Below are 17,856 nucleotides of genomic sequence, written 5' to 3' on the forward strand. Positions count from 1 at the left end.
ACTGGTTATAGATAATTCCGAGTACTACTCGGTAAATCTTTAATTGAGTTGTTTTACTCCATCCTATTACTTGAATCAGTAATAGTAATAATAACTTATAAAACAATCTTTATCGGGTAAAACTCTTTCACTCTCCTTATCGGATTGCTCGTCGGGAGAATTAGCCTTGATCTCCTTCAACCTCTTTTTTGTGAATTTCTCAAGATTAATTTCCGTAGGATTAGGGAAACCCAATACCGTGAAAATCTCCTCAGCCAGCCTAAATGTCGGTTTAGGTTTTCTCATACAGGAAAAATAGATTAACGGTGAAAGGACAATTGCCATCAAACCACAGAGTGAAGCGATACATTTTATATAACCAAGAATATCTTCTCCGTTTTGTTCATCAAAAAGGCTCGGTATCATAAATATAAAAAATAGCAGTAAAGCAAAATACCAAGTAGCGCGTATCTGATATTTGGCATTTGAATGAATCCCCTGCTTACAACGCGGCGTCATAGAAACAATCCTTAATCCGGGATGGGCAATGGCATAAACCACATAATGCCCTTCTTTCTCTGCTACCGCTAATTCAACATAATCACCTGCTTTGGCTACCGTAAATCCTAACCAGCCGTGGAATGGGATACCATTGATTTTCCCCCGCACAAAATCACAGACATCACGCTTCCGAACGTTGGTTGACGAATTAGACCCCGAAGTATTTCCTGCCAACGACATTAATAGCCCTGCATACAACTCCCGTTCCTCCTGACGGGCAAAGGCAACCGGATCATATTCACGATCGGTAAAATAACCAATTACACACAGAGTTTCGAACTCTTCCAATACACCGCTCACTTTGATTAATGGCTTACCCGGCGGTAATTCCGGTGGCGGTGGCTTTTTTGCCAATATTGCATCCAGTTCAGGGATTTTGGCTTGAATCTCCGCAATGGCTTTTTCTATTTCTTCTCTATCTTCAGGATAACGCGGAATCATTACTTCTCTTTTAACTGATATTCGTGTATCAAGACGTCTTCTCTGACTTTTTATTTCCTCAAAATCAATGGCCTCTTTAAAAGAACGATAGGTACTCATATGCCGTCCTTAATTGCATTAGCAAGACTGTTACGTTGTTCTTCACACAACTTATCTTTCTGTGATTCAGGGTAAATCCATTGCGTGGATTGCAAATTCTTCGCTGGTTCCAAACCAAAAACACAACTCCGGCACCATTTTTGTAAATCATTATCAGAAAAATACGTCACCAACGCTTCAACCGCAAAAATTAACAGCATCGCCTCCCAAGTACACAACCAAGCAAGAGTTTCCCACGCTAAAAGCTTTGCTACCCCCTCAACAAATAAATTTTTAGAAGAAAGTAATGCTCTATCAATTAAAACTTCTAATAAACCATTTAATGCTTTTACTAACTGCATAAACTCATAAGCACTTTTAAGACCGTAAAGGCCAATAAATTGCCAGCGACCTCTGCCATGCAATTCAGAATAAAGGTCACTGGCATCTACCCCCAGATTTAATGCAGAAGAGAGCATTCCCGCACTCGCCCCAATAAACTTAATGGTGTTGGCAGCAATCACATTTTCCATTCCGTGCTTAACTATTGGCTCTACAATCTCCATCGCCGTACTTAATGTACTTAAAAACGCAGAGGTCACCTGCGTTTGGCTCTTAACATCCCCTTTGCTCTCTTGTAGCTGATTGGAAAACTCCAAGACATTGGAAGCCAAAACTAACCATTTAATCCGGGATTTTTTTAATACCGGCTCTCCTTTGGCGCTTCGAGCAAATTCCTTAAAATTACACTCATAATTATTTTCAGCTTCAAGACGAACTTTCACTCCCGGCTTCTTAAGCTGTTCCAACACCTGCCGCCGAAACGCATTACCCTCCTTAAGTTGTGATACCGATAATTCAACCACCTGATCAAGCGGCACACCTGAAATCACCGATAACAGCGTTTTACTCAGCATTTCATTCATGCTATCCAACACTTTTCCCAAGCGAGTAAAATTCAAGAACCGATCCCCCAGCGTGACCAGTCGCCGGTCACAATGCAGCATGGCACGAGCAAAAGTACTGTCGGATTTTGGCGGCTTTTCCAACGCTTCATTCGCTTTATCGTAGGCTTCAATCAATTTCCCGCTCAGATCTGACACCGCTTTCATAAAATCCGAAGGAGCCGCCGGTTGATGGTTATCCTTATTCAGCTTCATCTTCTGTAAAAAACCGTCCATCTCTTTCATCACTTCCGGGTTATTCAGCAATAACGAGCGCCAGATAATATTTTGCGGCGACAGCGCAGAATATTCGTCAATTAAGGTATCTAAATAAGCACAACCGGTTTCGGTCACGTTAAGCGAAGCGATGGCATAATCCACCGCCTCACGATAATTGAGGTTGTCCTCCAACCGGGTGGAATGAAAATCCTGACAACAGGTAATAAACCCACTCTGTTTTAGCCAGCTCACCCTCAACTGAGCCAGTTGTTCCAGCTCTTTCGCCACGTCGGTGCAAAGATCGGCATAACATTGGTTAAATGCCAGTCGTTTAGCCAGATTCAGCTCTGCGGTATATTTTTTCCAATCGCGGGCAACAGATTGCTCATTCGCTTCCACCATGTCACGAGTAACATACTCTCTAAGTTTAGCCTTCTGCTGATCGGAAAAAGCCTTGTACTCCTCCTGCTGAGTGACTTCAAGCGCTTTATCAATCTGCCCTTGCACACCTGCGGCTTTCAATTTATGCAGTTGATTCTCCACACCATTCAGTGAACTGTCAGTCATAAATTCGATCGACAATTCATCCACAAAGGTTTTATGCGCCCCGGCGATATCATCACTCCAACCCGCTAACTCATGCGCTATCCCTATCGGATCATGCAACGCTATTAACACCGGCGATACCGGCGTGCCATCTTTTGCCAGCCCCCGCTTTTGCATCGCCCTTACCGTAATGTCCGCACATCCCGCTCGCTTGCTACTCCACGGATACAAGGTGCTCTTCGGCCTCAACGCACCGTGATAAATTTCGTAGTAGGGCGCCTCTTCTAATGTCCGACTGATACGCGACACTTTCCGGTTGCAAGGCAGCACATATTTGCCGGAGTCGTTGTCGCCCAGACAGTAATCGATGACCCCATTCAAGTTTTCTACCGTCGCCTGAGCAATTCCTACCCCTTCCGGCACCCCGCGCCACTGCCACGGTTTCACGCACTGCATCCGCTTTTCCCGCGCTGCGCGATTGTTGTGATAATACTTGATGGTCTCCTGGCTCCACATTGAGGGCGTGAAAGCCAGCCAGGTCTCCGTATACAAGGCCATATCCCTTAGCGCAATAAATTCCACATTAGCGCTCTGATGAGTCGGTACATAACAATCTGAGGTTTTCTGGGGCAAGACACCAAAAGGCGCACTCAGATTTTGCCACAATGCGCCATCCTCGCTGACACTCCAGGTATCCCAACTATCCAGTTCATCTAATCCGGCACTAGCGTAATAGACATACAAAAACCCCTGCCGTAAGGCCCGCAGCGCATAATGATAGCCCGGCGCAGAAGGTTCTGGCGTTTCCGCCCACGCCGGCAAGGTTTCCGAAACATTATCAGGCACCACGGTATAGCGCACCGGCAGCAACGCCGGTCCGATGGACTCACATGTCCAACATAATGGTTCATTCATAACAACATCTCCTGGTTCTTTGAAGAAACACCTTAAATCATTAGGTATTTCCTAAATTCCACCGCGCTACATGCATCGCCCTCGGTAAAATTTATTTATCTAGTAAAGGCCATCCCGCTCGGTTTCCCATTTAACAGGCACCGCAACAACACGATGCCTGTGAGATTATTCGAGCTGATATCCCTTCGTACTCAGACCATCAACTCATTACGCCTGATTGCGCTCATTCCACGCATCAGAGTGAATAATGTTGCCGTCTTTGTACGTCCAGGTGATTTTCTCGTAACGAAGCTCAACACGTTCCAGATGGTTGTGCTTCTCCTTGGTAGGATCTTTGATGTCATGCATCAGCGGCGCCACTTTCACCACCTTCACATTGTTCAGATGCGTGATGAAATAGACTTTCTCCTGACCGGCATCATCAATTTGGTACCACTTGAATTCCGCCGATTTCAGGGTTTGACCTGTCGTCACCGCCTTATACAGATACGGACTGGATGCATCCATTTCTTTGGTGAACACCAGCGGCGCATGCACACGGGTACCGGTCAACTTGCCAGTATTGTTATCCGTAGGGATATGCAGCGAATGTTCCAGCGCCACCACTTCGATACTGCCTTCCCGGTTATGTACATCCACCGAGCCTTTGATGTCGGCGCCGCCGTCATCTTTCAACCATAAATACGCAGGGATTGCCATGCTTATGATTCCTCTATTGTCAAACGGGTAATGCCGCCCAATATCCGTGAATATTGGCGACGTGATTAAAACCCCAACCGAATAACGCTTCGGTTGTTAACCCTGATAAATTCAGGGAACAATAAATTTGACACCGGCATTTCCTGACGAAATGGTTAACCGGAATAAAATAATCGCACAAGCCTGACAGACAACTGCAATTAATAGATTCAGTAATAGCATTCACAACAACTGAATAACCTGATTCTCCTCAAGGGTGCATATTAAAATCAAGTATTTTTTTATCAAATAGCACAATTTGTTTAATACCAACGGCAAAATTCAGCATATTTAAACCAATCTTAAACGGAATGTAATTTGTTGATATAAATATGTCGCATTAATTTCAACAATATGATATCGGCTAATTATTCTAATATTTACTCGTTTCACAACCATGACAATAAAATATATTTCTATATTATTATCAATATCTTGCAAAAACAAAAAAATACAACACATGCATTATTCCACTATCATGATTAACACCTACCATTATAAACACTCAAACATGCGTAGAAAAGAATGATTCTCAATTATGTTATGCGAATGAGAATAGATTTCATTATTGAGAATGATTTAATCGATAATAGCCTTACACTGATTCAGGCAGCGATTATCCTGCCTCATCACAAAGCATTAAAGATAAATAGGAATATCATGATGATATGATTACAAAATATTGACTATCGGATGAATCACTGAACCCCATTAGATATCTGATAATAACCGGATGATAATCGCCTAATAAGCATGCCTGAAACCAGCCAGGGCCATAATATAGGAGAAACAGGCTCCTGCTGGATGGCGATTACGGGTTTACTCCAGCCCACACTCTTACCTTTATAGAAAACATTTGAAATAATCTGACAATGACATAGCGAAAACGATATTTTATCACTCAGAATAAAATCATCTTTATTTCATGGCATTATCCACTGCCGACCGAATGTTAATCTTACTTTTCAGATTATTTACCAAATAGTTCAACTAGCACCTACATTGACCTGCTGCCAACCATGTTGATCAACCACCACCTGTGTACAACTACTTAATAATGCGACATTGACTGGCGTCAGTGGTTCATTAGCATTTGCTTTAAGAGAAGGCAATGAACGATAAATGTCTCGCAAGTTTTCAGCATAATGGCTTGGTTGGATAGTAACTTTAGCGGCAAAAGGGACAAAATTATCACTACGCCCATAACTTTTCGGCGTTTCACCCTGCCTTAAAAAGGCAATGACTTTAGCTTCATTCGCTCGCCAGTCGGCTTCTCCATCAACAGCCGGCATCATCTCTGCATGTTGCATGACATTTTCGTAGTCATGCTTTGATTGTACCCATTTTAACGCAGCCAATACCGCGCGCTTACGTGCATCAACGACTGTCCCCTCTTCACATTTCTGCTCATCGTGTTTTACCGAATAATGTTTTACTGGATTTGCCACGCCATCCCACAAGTGGCTATTAATCAAAACCGCAATGATTTCTCCTTTCGTTTTTGGTGATGCATATTTTAATATGTCCCCCTGACTGGCATTGATTTTCTCCATCAGTTTAACCCGCTCTTTTTTGTTATTGCGGATGCTTTTTAAATTAAAACTGCCACCAGACATTGACACTTCTTTTACCGAAGCCTGCGGCTCTGTTTGAGTTTTCTTTTCATCTTTACAACCTGACAGGGCCAGTAATACTAAACCTGCTATTATAGGATTTACGGATTTATTCCGGTCCATACTCTTACCTTTATAGAAAACATTTGAAATAACCTAAAAACCACATAGAGAAAACGATACTTTATGGTACAGAATAAAATACCATTGGCTCTACGTTGTTTAATTTTCTCTTTTAAGAATGATTATCATTACCTTTCAATTAAATTAAACCGGCTCAAGAGCGTTTTAATAACACCATATAAAAAAATAACTTTTAATTCATGGAATTACCGCCTGCCAGTAAATCTATCGATTGTCCACCGTCATCAAGTTGAACAGTAATACTTTTATATCGCCAATGTCCTGCATGTTTATCCGCATCAACATACACAGTACCACCAGACCGATTTCCTTTAATAGCAATTTCGAATCCCGCGTCACTCTCGCTAATACTGCCAGAAACAAACCAACCTGCTTCAATGGGTTGGCCTAAAATACTTTTCACCGCAGGATTAGATTGTGCCAGCGATAAAGCTTTTTTATAGGGCTCCGAAGATTTTATTGCGGTCATGGCAATCATAAATACCCCCACGATCAAAACAGGCATAAAGCAGACAATCATCCATTTCCATTTACGCACCACCCAACTACGTTTTTCAGAAAGAGAGGTTATTCCCGTCGTTGCTTCGTTATCCGATAAACTCCACTCTTTTTGTATCGTTACATTTTTTTCTTTCATCTCTTTAATACCTTTTCATTCGGGCGAAACGCCACGTTATCTTATGTTCGAATTTCTTATTCCATCAGATATAGGACAGAACCCTATTTACAGTTTTTTACAATTCATTTAGCTGTTGCTTATTTTCCTCTTTAATTGTGAAAGCAAAACCCATCGCCATTTCATAATGGTTATCATTATCCTTTTCTCATATAGCGACGTTACTGTTTTGTTTATTTAACTCTTTTTCCCCTTTTTAAGGATCGTTCTATTCAGTTATTGGCTTCTCCTTACAACCATAAAACTAGTTAGATTCAAAATCGTGTTTTTAGTTCAAAAAAAATTCATTACACAGAGAAAATTTTAACTCACAGATAAGGTTTATCTCTTTTTCAATACCCTTACCCTTTTACCCTTGCCAATGTTGTACTCCGGTGAATGTTGATAATCGCTTTCGGTGCACCGGCCATCATCCAGCCCTGCCACTAAGGGATAACCGAGTATGCTTTTCATCATTTAAATATTCCTCACATAACTGTTCTGCTCAATCACCACCTACGTAACGCTTTTAAATAACTCTGCGTTTACCGGTTTCAGCGGTTCATTTAAGCTTTTCGCTACCTCAGCACTAGCAGATAACCAGTCATAAATATCTTTCAAATTTTTTGCATAATGCATAGACAACATAATATTCTCCCTGATCAGTCACCGCTAATTCAACATAATCACCTGTTTTTACTGTAGTCAATCCTATCCAACCATGAAAAGGGATGCCATTGATTTTCCCCTGCACAAAATGACATATTTTACTTAATCGTCCCTCAGTCCGTAAATTCACTACGGCCTGAGAACTATTTCCCAACATCGCCAGCAATAATGCACCAAATTGCCTATTCTCCTCCCGGCGGGCAAATTCCTCGGGGTCATATTTGCGATCAGCAAAATAGCCTTTGACACAGAGTGTTTCCAACTCTTCCAATACACCACTCACTTTGATTAAAGGTTTACGAGGGGGGCAATTCCGGCGGTGGCGGCTCTTTTGCTAATATCGCATCCAATTCTGGGATTTTTTCTTTTGTTTTCTCAATCTCCTTTTCTGACTCTTCTTTACTTTCTGGGTGGCTTACTATCCAGTCAAGATTAACTTCAATCCATGTATCCAGACTGCTTCTCTGTCTTTTTATTTCATCAAAATCAATAGCATCTTTATAAGGACGAAAGGTACTCATAATCCATCCTTAATTGCGTCAGCAAAACTTTTGCGTTGTTTTTCATACCGTTGGTTCCTATTATTTAATTATCTAAATCAGTAATAGTAATAATAACTCCAAAAACAAGCCTGATCAGGCATAACCTTTTCACTCTCCTTATCGGATTGCTCGTCTGGAACATTGACTTTGATTTCCTTCAACCTCTTTTCTGTAAGTTTCTCAAGATCAATTTCCGTAGGATTAGGAAAACCTAATACCGTGAAAATCTCCTCAGCCAGCTTGAATGTCGGTTTAGGATTTCTCATGCAGGAAAAATAGATTAACGGTGAAAAAACAATTGCCATCAAACCACAAAATGAAGAGGTGTATTTTATATACAAAATAATATTTTCTCTGATTTGCTCAATAAAAACTCCCCCTATAATGAAAGCAAAGAAAAGCAGTAAAGAAGCATACCAAGCACCACGTGCCTGATATTTGGCATTTGAGCGAATACCCTGTTTACAATGCGGGGTTATAGAAACCACTCTCAATTCGGGATGAGCAATGGCATAAACTACATAATGCTCTTCTTTCTCTGTCACCGCTAATTCAACATAATCACCCATTTTTGCAGTGGTAAACCCCAACCAGCCGTGAAAGGGAATGCCATTGATTTTCCCTCGCACAAAATCACAAGAATCACTCTCCCGAACCTTGGTCTGAAAATTAGATCCCGAAGTATTTCCTGCTATCGCCAGCAATAACCCGCCATATAGTTCCCGTTCTTCCTGACGGGCAAAGGCGGCCGGATCATATTCACGATCAGTAAAATAACCAATCACACACAGGGTTTCGAACTCTTCCAATACACCACTTACTTTGATTAACGGCTTACCCGGCGGTAATTCCTGTGGTGGCGGTTCTTTTGCTAATATCGCATCCAATTCAGGGATTTTGGCTTGAAGTTCCGCAATGGATTTTTCTATCTTATCTCTATCCTCAGGATAGCGCGGAATTACTATTTCTCGCTTAACCTTTACCGATATATCAATATCTTTTCTTTGACGTTTTATTTCTTCAAAGTCAATAGGATCTTTTAAAAACTCATATGTATTCATGAGATATCCTTCATTGCGTCAGCAAAGTTTTTACTTTGTTTTTCACACTATTGATTCCTGTTTTTAATTACTTGAATCAATAATAGTAATAATTGCTTATAAAACAGTATTTATCCGGCAAGACTTCTTCACTGTTTCTTGGCGATGGATTAGCCCCTATCTCCTTAAGCCTTTTCTTAGTTAGTTTCTCAAGACTAATATCTTGCGGATTAGGGAAGCCTAATACTGAGAAAATATCCTGGGCCAGTTTAATTGACTTCCACGGCTTTTTGATGCTCACAACGAATGAATAGACAGAAAATACTGCGGCAAAAAACATAAGCCATAAGGTAAAAATATCTGCTCCATCCCAAAAACTGCTGCCATCTGGAAAAAGAATAGTTCCCAAACAAATAACAGCAATAAGAAAAAATATGCAGCAAGTATAAAATACTTCATCCCATGCTTTTGATCGTATCCCTTTATTACACCAAGGAATAATAGAAATAGTTCTCAGTTCAGGCTTTGTCAGCGCATAAACAGCATAATGTTCTTCCTGTTCCGTCACAACTAACTCGACATAATCACCTCTTTTTACTGTGGTCAACCCCAGCCAACCATGAAAAGGAATGCCATTGATTTTCCCTTGCACAAAATGATAATCGTTATACAACCTTGTTTTAGTCTGTAAATTTACCGCAGCCCAAGAGGTATTCCCCATCATCGCAAGCAATAAAGCGCCAAACTGTTCATTCTCCTCCTTACGGGCAGATTCCTCAGGGGCATATTCGCGTTCAGTAAAATAGCCTTTGACACAGAGCATCTCGAATTCCTCCAATACACCACTTACTTTGATTAATGGTTTACGCGGGGGCAATTCTGGTAATGGTGGCTCTTTTGCTAATATTGCATCCAGTTCAGGGATTTTAGCTTGAAGCTCCTCTATCGCTTTTTCTACCTCCTCTCTATCCTCAGGATAGCGCGGAATCATTATTTCTCTCTTAACTGCTATCTGCGTATTAAGACTTTTTCTCTGACTTTTTATTTCTTCAAAGTCAATAGGATCTTTTAAAAACTCATATGTATTCATGAGAGTACCTTAATTGCGTCAGCAAAACTTTTACTTTGTTCTTCATTCAGTTATTCCTATTATTTAATTATCTAAATCAGTAATAGTAGAAATAACTTAATAAACAATGCCTATCGGGCCAAACACTTCCTTTACTGGATTCCTCATTCGGTGGGTTAGCCTTGATTTCTTTAAGCTTCTTTTTTGTGAACCGATAAAGATTAACTTCTGTAGGGTTAGGGAAGCCTAGTGCAGTGAAAATCTCTTCTGCCAATCTGAATGTTGGTTTAGGGTTTCTCATGCAAGAAAAATATATAAATGGTGAAAGTATTGCTGCCGCCAGAACGCAGAAAAAACATACGTATTTCATATATTCAATAATATCCATTTTCACAAAAAAGACATCTATCATCATGTAAAAAAACATGAAAAATAAAAAGCAATACCAATTACCCCGTACCTGATATTTGGCATTCGAATGAATACCTTGCTTACAACGCGGTGTCATCGATATCACCCTTAATTCGGGGTGAGCAATGGCATAAACTACATAATGCCCCTCCAGTTCTGTCACCGCTAATTCAACGTAATCACCCACTTTTGCTACGGTAAAACCCAGCCAACCGTAAAACGGGACGCCATTAATTTTCCCCCTAACAAAATCACAAACATCACTCCTCCTATCTTCGGTTTGCGAAGTTATTGCCGCCCCCGCACTATTTCCTGCCATTGACAACAATAACGCTCCAAACTGATTCTGTTCTTCCTTCCGATCAAAAGCGACCGGATCATATTCACGATCAGTAAAATAGCCTATGACACACAGGGTTTCGAATTCTTCCAATACACCGCTCACTTTGATTAATGGTTTACGAGGGGGCAATTCCGGTGGTGGAGGTTCTTTTGCCAATATCGCATCCAGTTCAGGGATTTTGGCTTGACGCTCCTCTATCGCTTTTTCTATCTCCTCTCTATCCTCAGGATAACGCGGAATTATTATTTCTCTCTTAATCTTTACCGATATATCAATATCTTTTCTTTGACGTTTTATTTCATCAAAATCAATAGCTTCTTTGTAAGGACGAAAGGTACTCATGACATATCCTTAATTGCATCAACAAAGTTTTTTCTCTGTTCTTCACACAACTTATCTTTCTGTGATTCAGGGTAAATCCATTGCGTGGATTTCAAATTTCCTGTCGGCTCCAAACCAAAAACACAGCCCCGACACCATTTTTGTAAATCATTTTCAGAAAAATATGTCACTAACTCTTCAACCAAAAAAATAGCGAGCATTACCTGCCAACTACATAGCCAAGCAATAGTTTCCCACACTACAGCAGATACAACTCCCTCAGCAATTAAACCACCAGAAGAAAATAATGTTCTTTTAACTACCATTCCTAACAAACTATCGAATGCTTTTATCGTCAGCAGAGCATCTGGAACAATTTTAACGCCGTACAAACCGATAAACTGCCAGCGCCTCCTGCCACATACTTCAGATATAAGATCACTGATATCTACTCCTAGATTTAATGCAGCAGAAACCGTCCCTGCACTCGCTCCAATAAACTTAATCGTGTTAGCAGCCGCTATATTTTCTATGCCGTGCTTCACCATCGGCTCCACAATCTCCATTGCTGTACTCAATGTGCTTAAAAACGCCGCAGTCACCTGGGCATGGCTCTTGATATCCCCTTTACTCTCTTTTAGCTGATTGGCATACTCCAGCCCGTTAAAAAATAAGACTAATAACTTAATTCGGGATTTTTTTAATACCGGCTCTCCTTCGGCACTTTCAGCAAATTCTTTAAATTTATCGTTATAACTATTTTTCGCTTCAAGCCGAGCTTTTGTTCCCGATGCTTTAAGCTGCTCCAATACCTGTAGCCGGAATAGATCCCCCTCTTGAAGCTGTGATATCGACAAACCAACCGCCTGATCAAACGGTACACCTGAAATTACCGAGAATAGCCCCTTACTCAGCATTTCATTGGTGCTATTCATCACTTTTCCTAAACGGGTAAAATTAAAGAACCGGTCCCCCAGCGTGACCAGTCGCCGGTCACTGTGTAACATCGCCCGGGCAAAGGTACTGTCGGATTTAGGCGGCTTTTCCAGTGCCTCATTCGCTTTATCGTAGGCTTCAACCAATTTTCCACTCAGTGTCGTTACCGTTTTCATAAACGCTGAGATGTCCGCCGGTTTTTCATTCCCCTTATTCAGCTTCATCTTCTGTAAAAACCCGTCCATCTCTTTCATCACTTCCGGGTTATTCAGCAATAATGAACGCCAGACAATGTTTTCCGGTGACAGCGCAGAATATTCGTCAATTAAGGCATCTAGATAGGCACAACCCGTTTCAGTCACGTTAAGCGAAGCGATGGCATAATCCACCGCCTCACGATAATTGAGGTTGTCCTCCAGTCGGGTGGAATGAAAATCCTGACAACAAGTGATAAACCAGCTCTGCTTTAACCAGCCCACCCTCAACTGGGCCAGTTGCTCCAGCTTTTGCGCTATGTCAGTACAAAATTCAGCATAACATTGGTTAAATGCCCGCCGTTTAGCCAGATTCAGCTCTGCGGTATATTTCCCCCAATCTCGGGTAAATGCTTTTTCATCCGATTTGATCGTATTACGGGTAATACTCTCTCTAAGGTTTGCATACTCCTGAGCAGAAACTGCCCCATAGGCCATCTTTACGACCGATTTAAGATCATCATCAACTCTCTCTTTTAAATGACCTGTCCTCAATTGGCGCAGTTGATTTTCCACACCATTCAATGAACTGTCAGTCATAAACTCAATCGACAATTCATCCAGAAAGATTTTATGTGCCCCAACGATATCATCACTCCAGCCCGCTAATTCATGCGCTATCCCTATCGGATCATGCAGCGCTATTAACACCGGCGATACCGGCGTGCCATCTTTTGCCTGCCCCCGCTTTTGCATCGCCCTGACCGTGGTGTCCGCGCATCCCGCCCGCTTACTACTCCACGGATAAAGTGTGCCCTGTGGTTTCACTTCACTGTAATAAACCTTGTAGTAAGGCGCCTCCTCCAATGTCCCGCAGATACGCGTCGCTTTCGGATTACAGGGCAAAACACATTTACCGGGATTATTGTCACCCAGACCATAATCAATTACCCCATTCAGGTTCTCTACCGTCGCCTGAGCAATCCCCACCCCTTCCGGCACTCCGCGCCACTGCCACGGTTTCACGCACTGCATCCGCCTTTCCCGCGCTGCGCGGTTGTTGTGATAATACTCGATGGTCTCCCTGCTCCACTCTGAGGGAGAGAAAGCTAGCCAGATCTCCGTATACAAGGCCATATCCTGGAGTACGATAAATTCCACATTAGCGCTCTGATGAGTCGGTGCATGACAGTCTGCGGTTTTCTGGGGCAAAACACCAAAAGGCGCACTCAGATTTTGCCATAACGCACCATCCTCGCTGACGCTCCAGGTATCCCAACTATCCAGTTCATCTAATCCAGCACTAGCGTAATAGACATATAAAAACCCCTGTCGTAGGGCACGCAGCGCATAATGATAGCCCGGCGCAGAAGGTTCTGGCGTTTCCGCCCACGCCGGCAAGGTTTCCGACACATTATCAGGCACCACGGTATAGCGCACCGGCAACAACGCCGGCCCGGTGGATTCACACGTATGACATAATGGTTGACTCATAACAACATCTCCTGATTCTTTAAGGGAATAATGGCAGGATTGAGATGACAGCAGTCACGAACCAATGCTGACCACGTTTCTACCGTCATTCCGGCGGTGCGAATGACATAACCGCCAGCACTCCCGCCCTCTTCATGGGATAACAGCGACTGTATTCGGGGATGTAAATCAATCTCCGGGTGATATAGCAAGCCGTGCAATGCGCAGGTTTCCAGATCTTGTACCGCATTAAAGGCGTAGCGTGTTGTCACCCGGCGCAGTAAGGCCAGCATAATATGCAGGGATTCCAGTTCCGTCCGGCGTAACTGGTCACGATGTGCCTGACGATATCGGCGCAGTGCCCGATTCATCGGCCCTGACCAGGCCATTTCTTCTACCTGTTCCGCTGTCAATGACAGTGAAAAGATGTACAACTCATTCGCAGACTCGGCATTGTCCCGGCGCAGTAACTGACCGTCGCCGTCAATCAAATACCAATCTGTTAACGGCCCCAACAAACGCGAGCGTTGCCAGCTATCCAGCAACGGCCAGAAGGCATTATTGACCGCCGGATCATAAAAGCGCAGCATGACCTGCGGCTGAAATGAGACGGACTGCACCGCCATCATACTGATATGGTGTGCAATCGCGGATGCCGGGCTGGCACTAAACAGCCAGCCACACACCATTCTCCCACGCCCGGCAATCAACTCCGCCGGATCGGTTTCCTGCAACGCCTGCGTGACGCTCAGTGCCAGCAGTTCAGCATCCTCCGGCCGATTAAGATTGAGTGGCACCAGCCAGGGCGAATAGCGGGATTCAAAGCGGTGATGCTTTATCTGCGTCGGTATGGCCGCTGGCTGATGATTCAGGATCGCCACTGGAAACCCTTCTGCCTGACGGGTATCCAGAAAAACCGCCGGATCAACCAGTAAAAAACCGTGGTCACCATGCTGAGTAAAAGCCGTACGCAAGTCAGCCAACAAACCGGTTTGCCGTCCGGTTTCAGCCTCGGGGGAAAAATCATAATCCACAGTCAGTGGAGTCGTTGCTTCTGTCATTGTTCACTCCTTATTTGGTCATGCCGTTTTGCTCACTAGCCATTCGCGCTGATGCTGATACGCAACGTTCAGGCAAGGTCAGGTTTACACTCTGACTAACGGGGCCTGTTTTCTGCAAAATGTCACACTGGAAGCGGGCATTTTTGGGACCGGCAAAAGAAATATGGCCGTCTTTCAGCGAGATATAAGCCCCGCCGCACTCCAGACGCAGTTCCGTTTTCGCCGAGACGGTCACACAATCCTGTTGACTTGCCAGCGTCAGCGCCTGTTGAGCCAACACCTCTACCGCATCAGTCTGTGCCTGAATCTCTACCTTGCCGGAAGCCGCCAACAGCTTTAGGCCCAAGGTTCGGGTGAACAAACTCAGCCCGTTCCCCACCGCCAGCCGGAATTTCTTCATAATGCTCATATCTGCATCACCGCCGACGGTGGTTATCAGGTTCTCCCCGGCGGAGAACTGCAAATTGCCCGGCGTCACCTGAGCAATGCCGGAGGGCGCAGAGAGTAAGAGCGCTCGCTGTTGTAATTCTTTCAGGGTTTCATTCATAAAGGCGGACTGGGTTTCGATGTCAGCCAGTTCCGCTTTCGCCGCCTCAGCGGCATAACGCAACCCCGCCGCGGTCTGCAACGCCGCATCCAGTTCAGCCAGCGCACGCTGCATATCCAATTGCTGACCCGAGGCTTTAACCTGTTGATCGGCGCTGATAAACAGCCCTTTCCCGGCCCGGATCGCTCCCCAGTCGTCGGTGCGCAACTCAAACCCTTCGCCGCGCTTGTTGGGATGCGGTCGCTGTCCATCCACCAGATGGCCCAGATTAAGCTGGCTTTTCCCGCCATATTCGGTGCTCAGTTTGATGTGCTCTTTGCCGCGCTCATCGTCCATGCGCAGTTTGTTGTTAGCCGGTGTGCGCAGCACATTGCGTTTGTAGTTGTAGAGGGTTACGTGGTCTTCATGCCGGGAGTCATGCAACGCATGGGCGATGTAGGGCCGATCCGGGTTGCCCTGCTCAAACGCGATCGCCACTTCGGTCCCCTGAATCAACGGCCAGTGAAAACCGTGCGTTTTACCGGCGTACGGGCGGGCTAAACGGACCCGCAGGCTTTCTCTGCCTGACGGCCATTCATCCAAATCAAAATCAAATTTGACGCGGTAACGGCCCGTGGTGTCGATATGGCCGTAAGTGTCGTTCGGCCAGTCGCTGGTCACCCGTGCCGGAATGGTACCGGCAATCACCGGCCGCGCTCGCAACTCCGGCCGGTAGCTCAACACTTCGCTGTACGGGATGCCGCTAAAACTGACCAGATAGTTGCTGTCACGCCTAGCGCTGCTGTGCATAGAGACAATCAGCACCCCCGCTTTTCCCACCGCTGCCGGTCTCTCTCCGTCAAGCTCCAGCACTAAGCCGGGGACCAACTCCGGGGAGGAACTTTTGCCGCTGACAAGGTGCTGCCGGTACAGGTCGCGCTCATGGTGCAAACGGGCGTAGAATCCCGCCGTTTCCGGCGCCGGTTGGATCTGGTCTCCCTTCTCAAGAAAGTTATCGCCATAGCGATAGACTTCACCGACCATCGTGGCATCCCGATCCCGGCGGATCTGATATTGCAGGTCGTTCCCCGCTTCTCGATAGTTGTAGTCCCGCACTTTCACGCCTTGCGTCACCACCTGATGCTCAACGTGCAAGTCCCACACCGAATCATGGTCGCTATGATTCATGCCCGCCGGGTCACGGAGCGGCAAGCGCACGTCGTACTGATAGTTGCGCTGGTTATCCCCGAACCGCACCACTTCAATCCCCAGACGGCTGTCCATCTCGAAGCGGTACCAGATCCCCACTTCCGCCAGAATACGCTGGATAAAGTCCAGATCGCTCTCCTGCCACTGCACCACCAGTTCCCGTTTTGGGTATTCCCGCACCAGCGTGAACAGGAAATCCTGCCCGCGAAATTCGTGTCGGTCGCGCAGAACCTTTTCCACGATTTCCGGCACCGACTGGTGCTGGTAAATCCCACTGCGGCGGGTGTGGCGCAGCAATGCCAGATAAGGCTCCAGACAGACCTGATAGCGCGTTTCATCCGCCGAGGCGGCAATCCGGTTAAAACGGGTGATGACGCCGTGCACTTTACGCACCTGTGCCGGGTTTTCCGGCGCCTGCAAGATAAACGTGGCGGATTTGTTGAGCATCACCGCCGGGTCGATATCCCGGGTCGGGCTGGTGAAATCAATGGTGTAGCAATACGGCGCGCACAGGCGCTCTTCGCCGGTGAAGCTGAATACCTCCAGTTCGGCGCCACAGCGCCGCACTTCAAGGCGGTAGCGGGCATGGCCCGGCAGCGCGGCTTGACTCGCTCGCAGCTGGCGAGCCCGCAACATTTTTCTATCCATTAATAGGTTTTCCCCGGATATCAGATAAAACGGCTGTGCAGTAGCAAGCGAGGCGCTTCCTACTGTTTCAATAAAGTCCCAGTTGCCATCAGCGATGAGGTCAATTCATCCATTCAACTGGCACAAATCCAACCGAATAAATGCTCGGTTGTCAGCCCTGGTTAATCCGGGGAACAAGAGATTTCATCCGGTATTTCCTGACTCAGCAGTTAACCGGAATGAAAATAATCGTGAGGGCCTGATGCCTGCTCTCGAATTAATAGATTCAATAACGAAATAGACGGTTATTGAATAAGTCAATTCTCCTCATTAGCGCATATTAAAATCAAGTGTTTTTTTATCAAACAGCACAATTTGTTTAATCTCAACGGCAAAATTCAGTATATTTAAACCAATCTTAAACGGAATGTCATTTGTATACACAAAGAGGTTGCATCGATCTAAATAATATGAACCAAATTCACCCCATTGATATTTTCGCGTCATAAATCCATAATAAGACATATATTTTCATTACTTTCAGTATGTTATATACAAACAAAAACACAATAAATGTATTATTCCAATCTTAATCTTATCTT

Annotated in this window: 14 protein-coding genes; all 14 read right to left on the bottom strand. The window is 44.6% G+C overall.

All coding sequences use genetic code 11. The features are described 5' to 3' along the window. Window positions 1–75: 75 nt before the first annotated feature. A complete protein-coding gene (locus B0X70_RS21690) occupies window positions 76–1,080 on the bottom strand; it encodes a putative type VI secretion system effector (protein WP_214040517.1) in 1,005 nt (334 codons plus the stop codon). Then, window positions 1,077–3,683 carry a T6SS effector BTH_I2691 family protein gene (locus tag B0X70_RS21695; RefSeq protein ID WP_217470366.1) on the bottom strand — a complete coding sequence of 869 codons (2,607 nt, stop codon included), beginning with the start codon at window positions 3,681–3,683 and terminating at the stop codon, window positions 1,077–1,079. Before B0X70_RS21695 ends, B0X70_RS21690 begins: the two co-directional genes overlap by 4 nt. Before the next feature lie 207 nt (window positions 3,684–3,890). Next, window positions 3,891–4,382, bottom strand: a complete 492-nt coding sequence (locus tag B0X70_RS21700) for an Hcp family type VI secretion system effector (RefSeq protein ID WP_036809569.1) — start codon at window positions 4,380–4,382, stop codon at window positions 3,891–3,893. Between the two features lie 1,025 nt (window positions 4,383–5,407). Continuing rightward, entirely contained in the window at window positions 5,408–6,157 is a 750-nt protein-coding gene (locus tag B0X70_RS21705; protein WP_046394539.1) for a hypothetical protein, read from the bottom strand. Between the two features lie 193 nt (window positions 6,158–6,350). Beyond that, the gene (locus B0X70_RS21710) at window positions 6,351–6,815 is read right to left on the bottom strand and encodes a cytochrome c oxidase assembly factor Coa1 family protein (RefSeq protein ID WP_217470367.1); all 465 of its coding nucleotides are present in this window, start codon (window positions 6,813–6,815) and stop codon (window positions 6,351–6,353) included. 360 nt (window positions 6,816–7,175) lie between these two features. Next, entirely contained in the window at window positions 7,176–7,310 is a 135-nt protein-coding gene (locus tag B0X70_RS25640) for a hypothetical protein (RefSeq protein WP_256448160.1), read from the bottom strand. Window positions 7,311–7,437: 127 nt separating this feature from the next. Continuing rightward, complete coding sequence (locus B0X70_RS21715) at window positions 7,438–7,773, bottom strand: hypothetical protein (protein ID WP_217470368.1); 336 nt, start codon at window positions 7,771–7,773, stop codon at window positions 7,438–7,440. A 25-nt stretch (window positions 7,774–7,798) separates the two neighbouring features. Beyond that, window positions 7,799–8,023: a hypothetical protein gene (locus tag B0X70_RS21720; RefSeq protein ID WP_217470369.1), complete on the bottom strand. Its 225-nt coding sequence runs from the start codon at window positions 8,021–8,023 to the stop codon at window positions 7,799–7,801. A gap of 77 nt (window positions 8,024–8,100) precedes the next feature. After that, window positions 8,101–9,105: a putative type VI secretion system effector gene (locus B0X70_RS21725; RefSeq protein WP_217470370.1), complete on the bottom strand. Its 1,005-nt coding sequence runs from the start codon at window positions 9,103–9,105 to the stop codon at window positions 8,101–8,103. Window positions 9,106–9,181: 76 nt separating this feature from the next. Continuing rightward, window positions 9,182–10,174, bottom strand: coding sequence for a putative type VI secretion system effector (locus B0X70_RS21730; protein ID WP_217470371.1), 993 nt, complete (start codon window positions 10,172–10,174; stop codon window positions 9,182–9,184). A gap of 76 nt (window positions 10,175–10,250) precedes the next feature. Continuing rightward, window positions 10,251–11,249, bottom strand: coding sequence for a putative type VI secretion system effector (locus B0X70_RS21735; protein WP_217470372.1), 999 nt, complete (start codon window positions 11,247–11,249; stop codon window positions 10,251–10,253). Further along, window positions 11,246–13,852, bottom strand: a complete 2,607-nt coding sequence (locus B0X70_RS21740) for a T6SS effector BTH_I2691 family protein (protein WP_217470373.1) — start codon at window positions 13,850–13,852, stop codon at window positions 11,246–11,248. The genes B0X70_RS21735 and B0X70_RS21740 overlap by 4 nt, the downstream gene beginning before the upstream one ends. Continuing rightward, complete coding sequence (locus B0X70_RS21745) at window positions 13,849–14,892, bottom strand: DUF4123 domain-containing protein (protein ID WP_217470374.1); 1,044 nt, start codon at window positions 14,890–14,892, stop codon at window positions 13,849–13,851. The genes B0X70_RS21740 and B0X70_RS21745 overlap by 4 nt, the downstream gene beginning before the upstream one ends. 10 nt (window positions 14,893–14,902) lie before the next feature. Continuing rightward, window positions 14,903–17,275, bottom strand: a complete 2,373-nt coding sequence (locus B0X70_RS21750; protein ID WP_246593364.1) for a type VI secretion system Vgr family protein — start codon at window positions 17,273–17,275, stop codon at window positions 14,903–14,905. Window positions 17,276–17,856 lie beyond the last annotated feature (581 nt).

The sequence above is a fragment of the Photorhabdus akhurstii genome (assembly GCF_019090985.1).
Taxonomy (GTDB): Bacteria; Pseudomonadota; Gammaproteobacteria; order Enterobacterales; family Enterobacteriaceae; genus Photorhabdus; species Photorhabdus akhurstii.